We start from the raw sequence: 13,962 nt of genomic DNA, 5'->3' as shown, positions 1-13,962 counted from the left end.
ATGAGCATTGTTGTTCTCCTCGCCATTTTCCTTGTCTGCGTCCCGCTGGCAGGTCTGACCTGGTCCGTCCTCACCGTGGATAAGCCGGGGCGCACCGCGGCAAGCGAGCTGCTGGCACGCGGCGCCGCGCCCGTCGTCGTGGAAGACGTCACCTCACCCGGCCTTCTGGAAACCGTAGGCAGGCGCCTCACGCCGCCGACCTACGTTGCTTTTCTTGACCGGCTGCTTTCGCTGGCTGGACGGCCCGAGTCCATGCCGCTGGGAAAAGTGCTCGGTTCCAAACTTGGACTAGGCGTCATCGGCGCCACCCTGGGTTTGTATCTCACCATGACCGGCGGAACCCCCATGATGAAGTTCGCCGGCTTGTTCGTGGTGGTCCTGGGATACTTCATCCCCGACCTCCTGCTCTACAGCAAGGGTCAGGAGCGCCAGAAGACCATGCAACTAGAGTTGGCCAACACCCTGGACCAGATGCTTATTTCCGTCGAGGCCGGCCTCGGATTCGAGGGTGCGATGGCCCGTGCGGGAGCCAACGGCAAGGGCCCGCTGGCGGAGGAACTGGTACGCACCCTGCAGGACATGCAGGTCGGCCGCAGCCGCCGTGAGTCTTATCAAGCACTGGCGGACCGGACCAACATCCCCGAGCTGCGCAGCTTCGTTCAGGCCGTCATCCAGGCAGACACCTATGGCATTGCCATCAGTCAGGTCCTGCGGATCCAGGCCAAGGTGATGCGTGTCAAACGCCGCCAGCGCGCGGAGGAAAAGGCCATGAAGCTGCCCGTCATGATCCTCTTTCCGCTGCTGTTCTTCATCTTCCCTGTGCTCTTCATTGCCATCCTGGGCCCGGCGGTGGTCAACACCGTCATCACGTTCAGCGGGCAGTGAGCCACAAACCTACGGCAACCCTCAAGGTTTCCACAGGATCACCCGAATTCACCACCTCAACAGAACTGCAGGAAGTAGCCTTGAACCATGTACAGCCCAGATCCCGGCGCCACCAGCGAGGAGAGCAGCACAGCCGCTGCTTTCCCGTCGTGGGTGCCTCCGGTTGCGGAACCCGCACCGTCACTGGAGGCGGTGGATCTCTTGCCGCTCGTTAACGTGGCCGTACTGGACGATCTGGAAGCAGAACTCGCCGGACCCGCCCTGGCCAAGCGCTTCGCGCAGGACTACGCGGACATGTGGGACCAGCGGTACACGCGGCTCGCGTCGGCCGTGGAACGCCAGGACGTAGCAGCCTGCCTCGACGCCGCCATCAGCCTGAAGATCACCTCCGCCATGCTGGGCGGCGAGCGGCTCTCCAAGCTGGCCGAACTCCTCGAAAATGTCGTCCGGCAGGGCGATTTCGGACAGGGACGGCTCCTCATGGAGCGGGTGGCCATCGATGGCAGCCAGACCGTGTCCGAGCTCCAGTCCACCTATATCGTGGCCGGCGGACAGGACCTGGAACACAGGTAGGGACTCGCGGTAATTACACTGCGTCGGTCCTGGCCGGCGCCAGCCGGTAGCCCACGCCACGAACAGTCTGCAGCCACCGCGGTGAATGCTGGTTTTCTTTCAGCTTTCTCCTCAGGTTGCCCACGTGAACCTCCACCGCCCGCTCATCCGCTTCGCTGATGTACGTGTCCTGATCGTAGAACTCCCCGCGGACCGCCCGGACTAAGTCCGCCCGGCTGCACACGGCCCCGCGGCCACGCAACAGAACGTGGAGCAGGTCGAATTCGCTCCTGGTCAGGTTCAGGGGCTCGCCCTGCACTTCCACGGTACGCGTCCGGTAGTTAAGGACCAGCCCATTGTGCCGGAACACGGCTGGGTCCTCCCTGGGAGCCGCTGCCGGGGTAGCGGGCACGGCCGCGGCTGTGCTGACCTCATGACGGGGCCTGCGCAGCATCGCCGCGACCCGTGCACGGAGTTCCCTCGGCCGGAACGGCTTGGCGATGTAGTCATCGGCGCCGGCGTTGAGGGCAGAAAGCAGATCCGGTTCTTCGGTCCGGCCCGTCAGCATGACCACATAAGCGTCGCTGAAGTGGCGGATTCGGCGCAGAACCTCAAATCCGTCGATATCCGGCAGGCCCACGTCGAGCGTAACAACGTGGGCGTCCTTTTCCCGGACCACCTCGACACCGGCTTTGCCATCGGATGCTGTGTGGACTTCGAAACCGGCTTGACTCAATACCCCTTCGAGGAGGTTGCGCACATCCGCGTCGTCTTCAATTACTACAGCTACACCTAGATCATCCATCTGCTATCCCCATGCAAGGCAAACATGTCCCCCTCACCAGCCCAGCGCCGGTGACATGCTGCTCTTACCCTTTATACGCTACTAGTAAGCAGGCCTGATGACATCAGAGGGAAGATTGATTAGAAAAAGTCAATTACCATGACAGTGGATGTGTAATACGAACCGAGAAGATGGGGCTTGGTGAAGATGGGGATCGTGGAACCGCCGTGCGCGGAATTTTGTAGCTGGCAGGACTATATGCGGGGCCTGAACCGCGTTCATGGCTGAGTCGTATTTCCAGCGTGGACCGGGCCGTTTCTTCCGCGAGATAGGACTTCGTGGGCAGACCGCCTTGTGCCAACTGCCGCTCACATTGATCGTGACGGCGCTGGCTATAGCTACTCCCTTTGCCTGGCCCACCCTGCTCTCCAACCCGCTTTACATTGCCGGCGTACTCCTCCATATGCTTTTATTCCTGGCGAGCTTTGCCGTCCCATGGGAACGCCTGCCGCATAGGCCTTACCTGCTCATTCCTATACTTGATTTTCTGGCTATTGGACTGATGCGCAACGGAGCGATGCCCCTCCTGCCCGGGCTTGCCGTGCTGGTGGTTTTCCCGGTCATCTGGCTCTCCGCCTCTGGAATGATCACCCGCACCAGCCTGGTCCTCAGTTTTATCGGTCCACTGCTGATCATGGTGCCCAGCCTGCTTCTGAAGTTTCCGGCCGTCACTGCCACGGACATCACTTCCGCCATCCTGTTTCCCCTCATGATGCTGGCCGTGTCGCTGGCAATCCGCTTCGCAAGCATTAACCTCCGGATGCAGCAGCGCGAGCTCGCCCAGAAGGACGCGAAACTACGGGAACTCCTGGACGCCAGCAACAAACGCGAACGGCTGCTTCAGACGGTCCTAGACGCCACCGACGTCGGGATTATCGCCGTCGACCCCCAGGGCCGGCACCTGCTGACCAACGACCGGCAGCGGCTGTTCCATGAACTGGTGGCCCAGACGGAAGACCCGCAGAACCAGGAACGCCAGGCGATCTACGCCTTGGACAAACGCACGCCCCTGTCCCGGCACAAACACCCCCTGCAGCGCGCCATTGCCGGCGAATCCTTTTCCGATTACTTGGTCTGGATCGGCGAAGACGGAGACCAGCGCGCCATCTCCACCGCAGCCCGTCCCCTGATTTCGGACAACGGGAACCGCACTGGCGCCGTAGTTGTTTACAGTGACGTGACCAATCTCGTGGAGGCCTTGGCGGCAAACGAAGAACTCGTGTCCAATGTTTCCCATGAATTCCGGAGCCCGCTCAATTCCATCCTCGGCAACATTGACCTGATCCTGGAAGACCCCAGCCTTGCTGCCGACCTGGTCCAGCGGCTCACGGTGATCCAGCGGAACTCCGAACGCCTGCTGGCCCTCGTTTCGGACCTCACCGCCTCTGCCTCGGCCGCACTCAATGTGCACCCTAAGCGGACGGACCTGGCCAGTCTGGTGGAGACCAGCGTGGGTTCAGCCCGGACGCAGGCAGAGCGGGCGAACATACGGCTGACCGCAGATGTCCCTTCCCCGCTGTGGGCCTACGCGGATCCGCTGCGGATCGGGCAGGCGCTGGACAACCTGGTGTCGAACGCCATCAAGTACTCCCCCGGCGGCGGCCAGGTCAGCATCAGCGCCTGGGCCAGCGACGAGTGGATCCGGCTCAGCGTCAGCGACACGGGCATGGGTATGAGCAGTGAAGACGCCGCCAAGGTGTTCAAACGGTTCTTCCGGACAGAGACGGCGCGGAACTCCTCGATTTCCGGCGCAGGCCTGGGGCTGTCCATCACCAAGATGATCGTGGAACGCCACGGCGGCACCATCTCCTGCCAGAGCGGCAAGGGCCAGGGCAGCACGTTCACCCTGACGCTGCCAGCAGACGGCCCGCCGCCGTCGTTCTAGAACCGATTACTCCCGCAGCGCCCGGGTCAGCTCGGCGCGGGCCAGGAGTTCGCCGTCTGACGGGTATGCCACTTCCTCCAGCACGAGCGGGTGAGGGGCTGCCAGGACGGACTTCGCGTCCCGTTTTTGCGCCAGGAGCCGGTCATACAACCAACCCGGCTCCACAGCGCCCTCCCCCACGTACAGCGCGGAACCGATCAGCGCCCGCACCATGTTGTGGCAGAAGGCGTCCGCCTGAACGGTAGCAACGATCACCCCGTCCTCGCTGCGCCGGAACTCAAATCGCTGCAGTTCCCGGACCGTGGTGGCCCCCTCACGCGGTTTACAGAAGGACAGGAAATTCTGCAGGCCCAGCAGCTTGGCCGCGCCCTCGTTGAGCAGTGACACGTCCAACGGGTTCTTGTGCCACAGCGTGAAGTACCGCTCCAGCGGGTCCCAGAGCGCCGGACCGTCTGCGATCCGGTAGCTGTAGCGGCGCCACAGAGCCGAGAACCGCGCGTCGAATCCAACAGGCGCCGGCGCGGCGCTGTGCACCTCGACCGCGCCGGTGAGGTCACCCAGGATGCGGCTCAGCGCGCCGCGGAGCCGACGGAGAAGCGCGACGGCGGGGTCCAGTTCATGCCCGCGCGGCAGTCCCAGCCACTCGGCCTCGCTGAGGTCCAGATGGACCACCTGGCCACGTGCATGGACGCCGGCATCCGTGCGGCCGGCGACGGTTACACGCACGGGCCGGCGCACCAGCAGCTCCAGCGCCTCCTCAAGGACCCCCTGGACGGTCCGCCGGCCAGGCTGCAGGGCCCACCCGCTGAAGGGGCCGCCGTCGTACGAAAGATCAAGCCGGATACGCAAAAACCCGCCGCCCCCTGATACGGGGGCCGCGGGTTTTTGGTGGTTCATAGACTCAAGTCTATGCGAAGCGGACAGCGAATTACTTCGCGTCCTTCTCCTCGGCAGCGGGTGCTTCGGCAGCTTCCTCAGCGGCAGGAGCCTCTTCGGTTGCGGTCTCTTCAGCAGCAGTTTCCTCAGCGGCAGGAGCTTCGGCAGCTTCGGTCTCAACAACCTCGGCCTCGGGAGCTTCCTCGGCAGCCGGAGCAGCCTTGTCTGCATCGCGCTTGGCAGCTGCGGTTGCTTCAGCAACTACGGCCTGCTTGGCGGAAACGGGCTCCAGCACCAGTTCGATAACAGCCATGGGAGCGTTGTCGCCCTTGCGGTTGCCGATCTTGGTGATGCGGGTGTAGCCGCCGTCGCGGTTCTCCACTGCCTGTGCGATATCGGTGAACAGCTCGTGGACGACGCCCTTGTTGCTGATCAGGCCGAGAACGCGGCGGCGGGAAGCGAGGTCGCCACGCTTGGCGAAGGTCACCAGGCGCTCAGCGTACGGCTTCAGGCGCTTGGCCTTGGTCACCGTGGTGGTGATCCGCTTGTGCTCGAACAGTGCTGCTGCCAGGTTCGCGAGCATGAGGCGCTCGTGAGCCGGGCCGCCTCCGAGGCGCGGACCCTTAGTGGGGGTAGGCATAATTGTTTCTCCTCATATGGAAGCCGTGGGCTGCACTCCGTGGTGCTGCCCGGCGGCCAGGATCTGGTTTAGAGTTCGTCGTCGCCGAAGGCGGCGTCGTCCTCTTCGATTGCTGCGGCGCGTGCTGCGAGGTCAAAACCGGGAGGCGAGTCCTTGAGGGACAGGCCCAGTTCAACCAGCTTTGCCTTGACCTCGTCAATGGACTTCGCACCGAAGTTGCGGATGTCCATCAGGTCAGCCTCGGAGCGGGCAACGAGTTCACCCACGGTGTGGATGCCCTCACGCTTGAGGCAGTTGTAGGACCGGACGGTGAGGTCCAGATCCTCGATCGGCAGTGCCATGTCGGCTGCCAGGGCAGCGTCCGTCGGCGACGGGCCGATCTCGATACCTTCAGCTGCGGTGTTCAGCTCACGGGCCAGACCGAACAGTTCCACCAGGGTGGTGCCTGCGGAAGCCACGGCGTCGCGCGGGGCGATGGCCGGCTTGGTCTCGACGTCGACAATCAGCTTGTCGAAGTCGGTGCGCTGCTCGACACGGGTTGCTTCCACGCGGAAAGTAACCTTCAGCACCGGCGAGTAGATGGAGTCGACCGGAATACGGCCGATCTCTGCATCGCCGGACTTGTTCTGAGCTGCCGAAACGTAGCCGCGGCCGCGCTCGATGGTCAGTTCGAGTTCGAACTTGCCCTTCGAGTTCAGCGTGGCAATGTGCAGATCCGGGTTGTGGAATTCGACGCCGGCCGGCGGAGCAATGTCCGCGGCGGTGACGACTCCGGGGCCCTGCTTGCGCAGGTAGGCAACAACCGGCTCATCGTGCTCGGAGGAAACCGACAGGCTCTTGATGTTCAGGATGATCTCAGTGACATCTTCCTTGACACCCGGAACCGTGGTGAACTCGTGCAGCACGCCATCGATCCGGATGCTGGTTACAGCGGCACCGGGGATGGAGGAGAGCAGGGTACGGCGGAGGGAGTTTCCAAGGGTGTAGCCGAAGCCCGGTTCCAGCGGTTCAATGATGAAACGCGAGCGGTTTTCGGAGACGACCTCTTCGGAGAGGGTGGGGCGCTGTGCAATGAGCACTTAGGTTTCCTTTCGGCGAGCATCCGCTATATGACGCAACACAGGTGGTGGAAATTCGGTCTGAAGACTTAACGCGCTGGGCTTGCCCGGTCCATCGCTGGTCCGGGCAAGCTCAAACAGCGCTGGAAACCTTAGACGCGGCGGCGCTTGGGCGGACGGCAGCCGTTGTGTGCTGCGGGGGTGACGTCCTGGATGGAGCCAACCTCGAGGCCAGCGGCCTGCAGCGAACGGATTGCGGTCTCGCGGCCGGAGCCCGGTCCCTTGACGAAAACGTCAACCTTGCGCATGCCGTGCTCCTGGGCACGCTTTGCAGCAGCTTCGGCAGCCATCTGTGCTGCGAAGGGGGTGGACTTACGCGAGCCCTTGAAGCCAACCTCACCGGAGGAAGCCCAGGAGATCACAGCACCGGTCGGGTCCGTGATGGACACGATGGTGTTGTTGAACGTGCTCTTGATGTGCGCCTGGCCCAGCGCGATATTCTTCTTGTCCTTCTTACGCGGCTTGCGAACCGCGCCACGAGTCTTCGGGGGCATTTTTTCTCCTACAGAAAGTTATTGGGGAAAGCTCCGTCAAAAATCCCGGACGGGATTTTAACGAGCCTTCTTCTTGCCGGCGACGGTACGCTTCGGGCCCTTGCGGGTACGTGCGTTGGTCTTCGTACGCTGACCGCGTACGGGCAGGCCCTTGCGGTGGCGCAGGCCTTCGTAGCTGCCGATTTCAACCTTGCGGCGGATGTCGGCTGCTACTTCGCGGCGAAGGTCACCCTCAACCTTGTAGTTGCCTTCAATGTAGTCACGCAGCTCAACCAGCTGTGCATCGGTGAGGTCCTTAACGCGGACGTCAGCGCTGATGCCAGTGGCAGCCAGGGTTTCGTGTGCACGGGTCTTGCCCACGCCGTAGATGTAAGTAAGCGCAATTTCCAGCCGCTTTTCGCGGGGAATGTCTACGCCAGCGAGACGAGCCATAGTGGCAGTACTCCTTGATAAACCGGAGGTCGTAGGCAGTACACCCGCACATTCCGTACGGCCCCAGCCTCCGACCGGGGGTTAGCTGTCCGGACTCGTTAGAGCTTGGTGTTCCAGATCAGCTTGTGCTGCCTTTATTTACTTGCGTGGGTTAGCAACCCAGGATTTCCTTCAGAGAAGGAAATTAGCCCTGGCGCTGCTTGTGGCGCGGGTTCTCGCAGATCACCATGACCCGGCCATTACGGCGGATCACTTTGCACTTTTCGCAGATCTGCTTGACGCTCGGCTTGACCTTCATGGCATTCCTTTGCGTGTAACAGTTGGTCAGCTGGAGCAGCGGCCGGCTTGCGCTGGCGCCGCCCAGCAATTTACTTGTAGCGGTAGACGATACGACCACGGGTGAGGTCGTACGGGCTCAGCTCCACCACTACGCGGTCCTCCGGAAGGATTCGAATGTAGTGCTGACGCATCTTTCCAGAGATGTGTGCCAGGACGATGTGCTTGTTGGTGAGCTCAACGCGAAACATCGCGTTAGGCAGCGCCTCGGTCACAACGCCTTCGATCTCAATGACCCCGTCCTTCTTGGCCATACCCTCCGCTAACTGTTGTTGCCGCAGCCCTGCCGGATTGCACCGGGCATGGCCACGAACGTTTTTGTTGGATCGATTGCCGGTTCCGGAGCCCAAAAGGGCGCGGCGGTCCAGACAACCAACAAACAACACTACCCTGTCCGGCCGGAAATGAGAAATTGGCAATCATAACCTAAACACTGCGGTACGCACCATATTCTCCCGCGGCAGTGTGCACGGCTTCAGCGCGCGCCACCCCGTCCAGGACCGCGGAACGTACGACGTCGGCTGCCGCACTTTGCAGGGTGATCATGCCAAGGCGGCGGGCAGCTTCATCGGCACCGCCGAGTGCCACCGCCCCGGTCGCCAGGCAGAAGACGGTATCCCCGTCCGCCAGCGTGTGGCTTGGGTTGAGCGCCCTTGCGATCCCGGCGTGCGAGGCGGAAGCCGTTCTCTTGCATTCGGCGACGTCCAGGGCGGCGTTGGTGGCGACAACGACAAGAGTGGTGTTGAGCGGGGCACCGCGGCCGGGCTCAGGCTGCTGGGCGGTCGCGTCGAACGGCAGGCCGAGCGCGTTCACCACAGCAAGTGCCCCCACGACAATGCCGTCCTCCAACGTGACGGAGGCCGCGCCGATTCCGCCTTTAAACCGACCCCTCCCTATGAGAGCACCGGTGCCGGCACCGACATTTCCGCGGGCTACCTCATGCCCTTCCCCTTGCGAAGCGGCGGCGGCCGTGGCCGCATAGCCCATGTCCGGCGTCGGGCGCGCCGAGAAGTCCCCGCCCCTGCCGAGGTCGAAGATCGCGGCCGCCGGGACGATCGGCACCACTCCCCCGGGGACGGCAAAACCCCGACCCTGTTCCTCGCACCAGCGCTGCGCTCCCGCTGCTGCCGCAAGGCCGTAAGCGCTGCCTCCGGTGAGAACGACGGCGTCCACCTGGCTGACCAGGGTGGTGGGATCGAGCGCATCGGTCTCGTGCGTGGCGGGCCCGCCGCCCTGCACGTCCACGGAGCCCACCGTCCCCGGCGGTGGGAGGACCACCGTCACGCCGGTCAGCCAGCCGCCGTCGGACTTCTGCTCATGGCCCACCCGGATCCCCGGCACGTCAGTGATAGCTCCCGCCGCTCCCATGCCACCTATTCTCCCCCCACTCCCCAACTAGGTCGCGACCCAGTTGGGAAGGGGCAGAACGATCGGTGAACGTGGAGGGAAGGCTCGGCCAATACTCGGCGAAGCGGCCGGTATTCCGGCTTTGCGACTGAAGGAATGTGGTGAAGTGAGAACCGACTCCCCTCCCGCCGGCCTGAAGCCAGGCCCATTCCGTGAGAGATCCATGACTATTCACCTCTCGGAGACCAGCACCGCCGCGCCGCCCGCACCGGACGCTGCTGCGCCAGGCCCCGTCCCCCACAAGCGCTGGTCGGCCCGGTCCCGCCGGGATTTCGGTGTCTTCCTTGCCCTGGCGCTGCCTAACCTCGCACTGATCGGGACGTTCACCTACCTCCCGCTGCTCAACAACATCTACTACTCCACGCTGGACTGGACGCTGGGCTCAGCCTCAGCCGTAGTGGTGGGCCTGGACAACTACCTGACCTTCTTCACCAGCCCTGATGCGGCCAACGTCCTGGGCACCACAGCAGTGTTTACGCTGTTGACGGTGGGCGGATCCATGGTGCTGGGACTGCTGGTGGCACTCGCCCTTAACAGGAAGGTCCGGGGGACGACCTTTGCCCGGGCCGCGGTCTTTGCGCCCTACGTCCTTTCGGGCGTGGGCGTCGGCCTGGTGTGGCTCTTCATCTTCGACCCCGGCTACGGAGTGCTTGCATGGCTGCTGCGCGGCCTGGGGCAGCAGAGTCCGCAGTGGATCAACGATCCACAGCTCTCGCTGGCCATGGTGATCATCGTCTACGTGTGGAAGAACCTCGGCTACTGCGCGGTGGTATTCCTCGCGGGGCTCCAGTCGCTGCCGAAGGACGTCATGGAGGCCGCCGCCCTGGACGGCGCCGGAAACATGCGGCGCTTCCTGAGCATTTCGCTGCCGCTCCTCTCGCCCACCACGTTCTTCCTCCTCATCACCACGATGCTTAGTTCCCTGCAGGCCTTTGACCTCATTCGGATAATGACACCGCTGGGAGCCGGTACCAGCACCCTTATTTACGAGGCGTACCTCCAGGCCTTCGGCGCCTACAACCGGGCCGGATATTCAGCAGCCATCTCCGTGGTGCTGTTCGCCATCCTGCTGGTAATCACAGTCCTGCAGCTCCGTTTCGTGGAGCGGAAGGTGCATTATTCATGAGCATCGCAACCAGTCCCCGGCCACAGGGAACGCACGACGGCGGCGCCTCCGGCGTGCCGGCCGGCCCGTTTTCCTGGGCGAACCTGGCCCGGACGCTGGCCGGCGGGTACCTTCCGCTGGCGGCAGCCACCCTCGTGGTCTTCCTCCCGCTGCTGTGGATGGTGCTCAGCTCCTTCAAGCAGCCGGGCGAAATCGTAACCCTGGACCTCAGGGTGCTGCCGGAATCGCTTAACCCGGAGAACTACCGGGTGGCCATGACCACGGTCCCCTTTGGGCAGTTCTTCCTCAACAGCACCCTGGTCACCCTCATCGGCTCCACCATCAAAGTGGTGCTTGCCGTCCTGACCGCGTACGCCCTGGTGTTCGTGCGGTTCCCGGCCAAGAAGCTGATCTTCGTCCTGATCCTGGTGGCGCTGATGGTTCCGCCGCAAGTATCGATCCTGCCGAACTACATCCTGATCGCGGGCCTCGGCGGCAAGAACACCCTGTGGGGGATTATCCTTCCGGGGCTCGGCACGGCATTCGGCACCTTCCTGCTGCGCCAGCATTTCCTCACCCTTCCCGGCTCCATCCTCGAAGCGGCCGAAATCGACGGTGCCGGGCATTGGCGCCGGCTGTGGCAGGTGGTGGTGCCGGTATCGCTGCCGTCCATCGCCACCGTTGCCCTGGTTACCGTGGTCAGCGAGTGGAACGAATACATCTGGCCGCTGATCATCACGGACCGGCCCGAAAGCATGACCCTGCCAGTGGGCCTCACGCTCCTGCAGAACTCCGAAGGCAACGGCGCCGGCTGGGGCATCATGATGGCCGGCGCGGTACTGGTGATCCTGCCCATCCTCGTCGTCTTTGCCATGCTGCAGCGCTACATCGTGGCAGGCCTGACCCAGGGAAGCGTCACCGGCTGACCTAACCAGCCGACCGCCATCGTACGTAAATCTTTCTCCCCTCCACCGCATCAAGAAACGGGCGCGGCTGCGCTACAGCACACTGTCCCGGTCCACAGAAAGGCATTACCTTGGCAGCAAACCCAGTAATCCCTGCGCTTGGCCGCAGGCTCTTCCTCTCCCTGGCGGGCGCAGGAACGGGAGTCGCCGCATTGACCGCCTGTGGCGGCCCCTCCACCGGCGGGAACTCGTCAACAACGGCCGCAGACCTGGATTTCAAGGATGTGAAGCCCGCGGCGACCATCGACTTCTGGTCCAACCACCCCGGTAAGTCGCAGGACGTAGAAAAGGCCATGATCTCGAAGTTCCAGGAGAAATACCCGGACATCAAGGTCAACCTCGTGACCGCAGGAGCCAACTACGAGGAAATCGCCCAGAAGTTCCAGACGGCACAGGCGGCGAAATCAGGCCTGCCTGCACTGGTGGTCCTCTCAGACGTCTGGTGGTTCCGCTACTACCTGAACGACAGCATCATTCCGCTGGACTCACTCATCAGCCAACTGAACGTTCCTTTGGACGATTTCCGTACGTCACTGGTCAACGACTACAAGTACGACGGCAAGCAGTGGGCGCTGCCCTACGGCCGTTCCACCCCGCTCTTCTACTACAACAAGGACCACTTCAAGGCCGCAGGCCTGCCGGACAGGGCGCCGGCGACCTGGCAGGAATTCGCCGAGTGGGCGCCCAAGCTCAAGGCCGCCTCCGGCGCGCAGTACGCGTTCATGCACCCGGCCCTGGCGGGCTACGCCGGCTGGACGCTGCAGAACAATCTCTGGGGCGAAGGAGGCGCGTGGTCCAAGGACTGGGACATCACCTGCGATTCGGCGGAATCCGTTGCCGCCCTCCAGGAAGTCCAGGACTCGGTCTACAAGGACAGCTGGGCCGGGGTCTCGTCCAAGGACTCCGCGGATGACTTCGCGGCCGGCCTCGCTTCCGCCACCGTGTCCTCCACTGGGTCGCTGATCGGCATCCTCAAATCCGCGTCCTTCAACGTGGGCGTGGGATTCCTGCCGGGCGGCTCCAAGGCCAAGACGGAGGTCTGCCCCACAGGCGGCGCCGGCCTGGGGATACCCAGTGGCGTGACCCGCGAGGAGCAGTTGGCGGCTGCCATGTTCCTGCAGTTCGTGACGGAGCCGGAGAACACCGCTGAGTTCTCTGCGGCTACCGGTTACATGCCCACCCGCAAGTCAGCCGATATGACCGCGGTCCTGGCCAAGACGCCGCAGATCAAGACCGCCATGGACCAGCTGGCCGTCACCCGGGTCCAGGACAACGCCAGGGCCTTCCTTCCCGGCGCTGACCAGGAGATGGCCAAGGCAGCGGCTAAGATCCTGACCCAGAAGGCCAATGTCAAAGCGACCATGACCGAACTGAAGACTACGCTCGAAGGCCTCTACACCAAGGACGTCAAGCCCAAGCTGAAGGCCTAGTCCTCCTGATACGCAAAATCCCTGGCCGCCACCGTAGTGGGTGGCCGCCAGGGATTATTCAGATCCGGACGTCCGCTACGGTTTCGGACTTCCGCACCCCGGGATCGAGGGGCGCATGTCCGAAACCGTAGCGGGCATCGACAAGCGGCGCGGACCTTACGGGATCGGTACCGGGGTGACGCCGAGGGGCACCAAGTGCTCCGCACCGCCGTCGGGCGCTGAAAGCACCCAGATGCCCTTTTCGTGGACTGCGACGGAGTGCTCCCACTGGCAGGAACGCTTGCCGTCCGTGGTGACCACGGTCCAGTCGTCCTCCAGGACGGCCGTTTCGATGCCGCCGAGCACCAGCATGGGCTCAATTGCCAGGCAGAGGCCGGGCTTGATCTTGGGGCCGCGGTGGCTGGTGCGGTAGTTCAGGACGTCCGGCGCCATGTGCATTTCGGAGCCAATGCCATGGCCCACGTAGTCTTCGAGGATGCCCAGGGGCTTGCCCGGAACTGACGAGACATAGTCGTCGATGGCGGCGCCGATGTCGCCTACGTGCGTGCCGGTAGCCAGTGCGGCTATCCCACGCCACATCGCCGCGCGCGTCACGTCCGAAAGGCGCTGGTCCTCAGGGCTGGCCGTGCCCACGATGACGGTCCGCGCCGAATCGGAATGCCAGCCGTTAACGATCGCGCCGCCGTCGATGGAGATGATGTCGCCATCCTCCAGGACTCGGCTGCCGGGAATCCCGTGCACCACTTCCTCATTAACGGAGGTGCAGATCGTTGCGGGAAAGCCGTGGTACCCAAGGAAGTTTGACTTCGCGCCCGCCTCGTTGAGAACAGCGGCGAAGACGTCGTCCAGGTGCTTGGTGGTGACCCCCGGCACGGCGGCTGCCACGGCAGCGTCCAGGGCACGGCTCAGCACCAGTCCGGCTTCGTGCATGGTGCGCATCTGCTCGTTCGTCTTGTACTCGATGCGGGGCTGGCCAAACGCCATGGTGTGTCC

The 13,962-nt window shown here is 63.5% G+C and carries 16 protein-coding genes; 6 read left to right on the top strand and 10 right to left on the bottom strand.

Annotation, left to right across the window (positions count from 1 at the left end):
- Both ACIQC0_RS12340 and ACIQC0_RS12335 read left to right on the top strand, forming a co-directional pair.
- On the top strand, positions 1-885 hold the full coding sequence (locus ACIQC0_RS12340; RefSeq protein WP_377214687.1) for a type II secretion system F family protein: 885 nt from the start codon (positions 1-3) through the stop codon (positions 883-885).
- Between the two features lie 87 nt (positions 886-972).
- Complete coding sequence (locus ACIQC0_RS12335) at positions 973-1,458, top strand: Hpt domain-containing protein (protein ID WP_377214686.1); 486 nt, start codon at positions 973-975, stop codon at positions 1,456-1,458.
- A 13-nt stretch (positions 1,459-1,471) separates the two neighbouring features.
- Here ACIQC0_RS12335 and ACIQC0_RS12330 read toward each other — a convergent pair whose 3' ends face one another.
- Positions 1,472-2,242 (bottom strand): response regulator transcription factor, encoded by a 771-nt coding sequence (locus tag ACIQC0_RS12330; RefSeq protein ID WP_377214685.1) that lies wholly within the window; start codon positions 2,240-2,242, stop codon positions 1,472-1,474.
- A 541-nt stretch (positions 2,243-2,783) separates the two neighbouring features.
- Here ACIQC0_RS12330 and ACIQC0_RS12325 point away from each other — a divergent pair.
- Entirely contained in the window at positions 2,784-4,166 is a 1,383-nt protein-coding gene (locus tag ACIQC0_RS12325; protein WP_377214684.1) for a sensor histidine kinase, read from the top strand.
- 6 nt (positions 4,167-4,172) lie between these two features.
- Here the strand turns inward: ACIQC0_RS12325 and ACIQC0_RS12320 are convergent, their stop codons facing one another.
- The 8 genes from ACIQC0_RS12320 to ACIQC0_RS12285 all read right to left on the bottom strand — a co-directional run bounded on the left by ACIQC0_RS12320 (position 4,173) and on the right by ACIQC0_RS12285 (position 9,430).
- Positions 4,173-5,063: a tRNA pseudouridine synthase A gene (locus tag ACIQC0_RS12320; protein ID WP_400535223.1), complete on the bottom strand. Its 891-nt coding sequence runs from the start codon at positions 5,061-5,063 to the stop codon at positions 4,173-4,175.
- 31 nt (positions 5,064-5,094) lie between these two features.
- Positions 5,095-5,682 (bottom strand): 50S ribosomal protein L17, encoded by a 588-nt coding sequence (gene rplQ, locus ACIQC0_RS12315; protein ID WP_377214682.1) that lies wholly within the window; start codon positions 5,680-5,682, stop codon positions 5,095-5,097.
- Between the two features lie 68 nt (positions 5,683-5,750).
- Positions 5,751-6,761, bottom strand: a complete 1,011-nt coding sequence (locus ACIQC0_RS12310) for a DNA-directed RNA polymerase subunit alpha (RefSeq protein WP_377214681.1) — start codon at positions 6,759-6,761, stop codon at positions 5,751-5,753.
- 131 nt (positions 6,762-6,892) lie between these two features.
- Positions 6,893-7,294 (bottom strand): 30S ribosomal protein S11, encoded by a 402-nt coding sequence (gene rpsK / locus ACIQC0_RS12305; RefSeq protein WP_009358720.1) that lies wholly within the window; start codon positions 7,292-7,294, stop codon positions 6,893-6,895.
- A 57-nt stretch (positions 7,295-7,351) separates the two neighbouring features.
- Positions 7,352-7,726: a 30S ribosomal protein S13 gene (gene rpsM, locus ACIQC0_RS12300; RefSeq protein WP_003803743.1), complete on the bottom strand. Its 375-nt coding sequence runs from the start codon at positions 7,724-7,726 to the stop codon at positions 7,352-7,354.
- 184 nt (positions 7,727-7,910) lie between these two features.
- Positions 7,911-8,024, bottom strand: a complete 114-nt coding sequence (rpmJ, locus tag ACIQC0_RS12295) for a 50S ribosomal protein L36 (RefSeq protein ID WP_009358722.1) — start codon at positions 8,022-8,024, stop codon at positions 7,911-7,913.
- Between the two features lie 70 nt (positions 8,025-8,094).
- Complete coding sequence (infA, locus tag ACIQC0_RS12290; protein WP_009358723.1) at positions 8,095-8,316, bottom strand: translation initiation factor IF-1; 222 nt, start codon at positions 8,314-8,316, stop codon at positions 8,095-8,097.
- A gap of 172 nt (positions 8,317-8,488) precedes the next feature.
- Positions 8,489-9,430 (bottom strand): P1 family peptidase, encoded by a 942-nt coding sequence (locus ACIQC0_RS12285; RefSeq protein WP_377214680.1) that lies wholly within the window; start codon positions 9,428-9,430, stop codon positions 8,489-8,491.
- A 202-nt stretch (positions 9,431-9,632) separates the two neighbouring features.
- On the opposite strand from ACIQC0_RS12285, the gene ACIQC0_RS12280 reads away from it, so the two are divergent.
- From ACIQC0_RS12280 to ACIQC0_RS12270, 3 genes are all read left to right on the top strand, one after another.
- The gene (locus ACIQC0_RS12280; RefSeq protein ID WP_377214679.1) at positions 9,633-10,595 is read left to right on the top strand and encodes a carbohydrate ABC transporter permease; all 963 of its coding nucleotides are present in this window, start codon (positions 9,633-9,635) and stop codon (positions 10,593-10,595) included.
- Positions 10,592-11,500 carry a carbohydrate ABC transporter permease gene (locus tag ACIQC0_RS12275; RefSeq protein ID WP_377214678.1) on the top strand — a complete coding sequence of 303 codons (909 nt, stop codon included), beginning with the start codon at positions 10,592-10,594 and terminating at the stop codon, positions 11,498-11,500. The genes ACIQC0_RS12280 and ACIQC0_RS12275 overlap by 4 nt, the downstream gene beginning before the upstream one ends.
- 110 nt (positions 11,501-11,610) lie before the next feature.
- On the top strand, positions 11,611-12,969 hold the full coding sequence (locus ACIQC0_RS12270; RefSeq protein ID WP_400535219.1) for an ABC transporter substrate-binding protein: 1,359 nt from the start codon (positions 11,611-11,613) through the stop codon (positions 12,967-12,969).
- A 156-nt stretch (positions 12,970-13,125) separates the two neighbouring features.
- On the opposite strand, the gene map is transcribed toward ACIQC0_RS12270, so the two are convergent.
- Entirely contained in the window at positions 13,126-13,953 is an 828-nt protein-coding gene (gene map / locus ACIQC0_RS12265) for a type I methionyl aminopeptidase (protein ID WP_400535217.1), read from the bottom strand.
- Between the last annotated feature and the right edge of the window lie 9 nt (positions 13,954-13,962).

Origin of the sequence: Pseudarthrobacter sp. NPDC092419 (genome assembly GCF_044755045.1) — a bacterium.
In the GTDB taxonomy this organism is placed as follows: Bacteria; Actinomycetota; Actinomycetes; order Actinomycetales; family Micrococcaceae; genus Arthrobacter.
The sequence above is the reverse complement of the archived record's forward strand: the minus strand, read 5'-3'. Positions and strand labels throughout refer to the sequence as shown.

Coding starts and splice junctions, on each gene's coding strand:
- rpsM (WP_003803743.1), bottom strand. CDS start 7,726: ATGGCTCGTCTCGCTGGCGTAGACATTCCCCGCGAAAAGCGGCTGGAA.
- rpmJ (WP_009358722.1), bottom strand. CDS start 8,024: ATGAAGGTCAAGCCGAGCGTCAAGCAGATCTGCGAAAAGTGCAAAGTG.
- ACIQC0_RS12285 (WP_377214680.1), bottom strand. CDS start 9,430: ATGGGAGCGGCGGGAGCTATCACTGACGTGCCGGGGATCCGGGTGGGC.
- ACIQC0_RS12275 (WP_377214678.1), top strand. CDS start 10,592: ATGAGCATCGCAACCAGTCCCCGGCCACAGGGAACGCACGACGGCGGC.
- rplQ (WP_377214682.1), bottom strand. CDS start 5,682: ATGCCTACCCCCACTAAGGGTCCGCGCCTCGGAGGCGGCCCGGCTCAC.
- ACIQC0_RS12280 (WP_377214679.1), top strand. CDS start 9,633: ATGACTATTCACCTCTCGGAGACCAGCACCGCCGCGCCGCCCGCACCG.
- ACIQC0_RS12325 (WP_377214684.1), top strand. CDS start 2,784: ATGCGCAACGGAGCGATGCCCCTCCTGCCCGGGCTTGCCGTGCTGGTG.
- rpsK (WP_009358720.1), bottom strand. CDS start 7,294: ATGCCCCCGAAGACTCGTGGCGCGGTTCGCAAGCCGCGTAAGAAGGAC.
- ACIQC0_RS12340 (WP_377214687.1), top strand. CDS start 1: ATGAGCATTGTTGTTCTCCTCGCCATTTTCCTTGTCTGCGTCCCGCTG.
- ACIQC0_RS12330 (WP_377214685.1), bottom strand. CDS start 2,242: ATGGATGATCTAGGTGTAGCTGTAGTAATTGAAGACGACGCGGATGTG.
- infA (WP_009358723.1), bottom strand. CDS start 8,316: ATGGCCAAGAAGGACGGGGTCATTGAGATCGAAGGCGTTGTGACCGAG.
- map (WP_400535217.1), bottom strand. CDS start 13,953: ATGGCGTTTGGCCAGCCCCGCATCGAGTACAAGACGAACGAGCAGATG.
- ACIQC0_RS12320 (WP_400535223.1), bottom strand. CDS start 5,063: ATGAACCACCAAAAACCCGCGGCCCCCGTATCAGGGGGCGGCGGGTTT.
- ACIQC0_RS12335 (WP_377214686.1), top strand. CDS start 973: ATGTACAGCCCAGATCCCGGCGCCACCAGCGAGGAGAGCAGCACAGCC.